The sequence below is a fragment of the Xanthomonas hortorum genome, from assembly GCF_040279205.1.
GTDB lineage: Bacteria > Pseudomonadota > Gammaproteobacteria > Xanthomonadales > Xanthomonadaceae > Xanthomonas > Xanthomonas hortorum_F.
This window is the reverse complement of the sequence record NZ_JBEOLS010000121.1, coordinates 1-1,554: the sequence shown is the minus strand read 5'-3', so window position 1 is coordinate 1,554 and position 1,554 is coordinate 1. Positions and strand designations below refer to the sequence as shown.

The 1,554-nt window shown below is 62.7% G+C and carries 3 protein-coding genes and 1 pseudogene; 3 read left to right on the top strand and 1 reads right to left on the bottom strand.

The annotated features are described in order from the left end of the window. From ABS769_RS22390 to ABS769_RS22380, 3 genes and pseudogenes are all read left to right on the top strand, one after another. Positions 1-104 (top strand): annotated as a pseudogene (locus ABS769_RS22390) (portal protein); the annotation flags it as partial. After that, a complete protein-coding gene (locus tag ABS769_RS22385; protein ID WP_350498294.1) occupies positions 82-375 on the top strand; it encodes a Com family DNA-binding transcriptional regulator in 294 nt (97 codons plus the stop codon). The pseudogene ABS769_RS22390 and the gene ABS769_RS22385, both read left to right, overlap by 23 nt. Next, on the top strand, positions 293-1,003 hold the full coding sequence (locus ABS769_RS22380; protein WP_317063163.1) for a DNA-methyltransferase: 711 nt from the start codon (positions 293-295) through the stop codon (positions 1,001-1,003). The genes ABS769_RS22385 and ABS769_RS22380 overlap by 83 nt, the downstream gene beginning before the upstream one ends. Positions 1,004-1,039: 36 nt before the next feature. Here ABS769_RS22380 and ABS769_RS22375 read toward each other — a convergent pair. Beyond that, a partial coding sequence (locus tag ABS769_RS22375; protein WP_317063162.1) for a hypothetical protein occupies positions 1,040-1,554 on the bottom strand: 515 nt, incomplete at its 5' end.

Below are 1,554 nucleotides of genomic sequence, written 5' to 3'. Positions count from 1 at the left end.
CCAACGAGCTCGAACCGCTGCAGGCGCGCATGTTGAAGATCAACGACTGGGTGGGCGATGAGGTGATCGCCTTCGCCCCCTATGCGCCGCCAGCGGCCGCGTAATCCTTTCCCACTGCAAGACCACGTAATGCTCAAGAACCTCCGTTGTGGCGAATGCGCCCGCCTGCTGTGCAAGGCCGGCGCATTCGATGAAATCCAGATCAAGTGCCCGCGCTGCGGCACGCTCAATCACCTGAAGGCCGAGAGCCTCACCTCCGATCGCCGCGAGCGAATCCAAGAAGGCTCTCACCATGAAAAACCAGCTACTCCAGGGCGACGCCCTGACCATCCTGCCCACGCTCGAAGCCAATTCGTTCGACGCGCTGATCACTGATCCGCCGTATGCCAGCGGTGGCCTCACCGCTGCGGCACGGGCCAAGCCGCCATCGCAGAAGTACGTGCAGGGCGGCGGCGCGCAGCTGCATGCCGACTTTGTCGGCGACGAGCGCGACCAACGCTCGCACCTGAAATGGATGCATCTGTGGCTGTCCGAATGCGCGCGCGTGCTCAAGGACGGCGCGCCGGTGCTGTTGTTCACCGACTGGCGGCAGCTGCCGCTGACCACCGACGCGCTGCAGATTGCCGGCTTCACCTGGCGCGGCATCACCGTCTGGGACAAGACCGAAGGCGTGCGGCCGCAGCTGGGGCGCTTCCGCAACCAGGCCGAATACATCGTCTGGGGCAGCAAGGGCAACATGCCGCTGAATCGTCGTGCGCCCATACTGCCCGGCGTCATCCGTGAGTCGGTGCGCAAGGCCGATAAGCATCACCTGACCGGCAAGCCCACAGAGTTGATGCGGCAGCTGGTGCGGATCTGCGAGTCGGGTGGGCGGGTGCTTGATCCGTTTGCGGGCAGCGGCACCACGTTGGTGGCTGCGCAGCTGGAAGGATTCGAGGCGGTTGGCATCGAGATGACGGATCAGTACACCGCTGTTACCCGCGATCGGCTGACAGTGCTGTAATCAGTTAACCGAGCCGCCCCATAGCGGCTCGGTTCTTCATTGGGCTGGCGATTGGCGCAAGGCCACAACGCGATACTGACCGCCACTGCCATAGCGCTTCCCTTTCTTGTCAAGCGTGACGCAGAGTCTGTCCTCGCCGCAGGGCAACAGGTCAGCGCGTGCCACACGGTCCAGATAGGCAATCTCCGAACGACGCTGTGCAGCTTCCGCAATGGCCGCTTTGGTGCTGTACAGCGCATAGCCTCCAACAACCGCACTCATGACGCCTGCCACCAGCAAGGCAATGAACGCAATCCACGTGCGCCGCTTGGCGATTGCTTCCAACGAGTGCTGTGCCTGCGCATAGCGCGCAGTCGCCTGTTGAAGCGTCTGGTCCGCGTTGGCCATCTTCTTGTTGAATCGCTCGGCTGCAGGTTCAAGCGTTTGCGTCAATGCCTGGTTGCTCAATTGCGTCAGCCGGGGAAGCGCGTTCTCCACCACCCGGTTGACGCGTTGATCGGCGCTGTTGACTGCGGCCTGCAGAAGCTGCATTTGATGACGTACGAGATCCT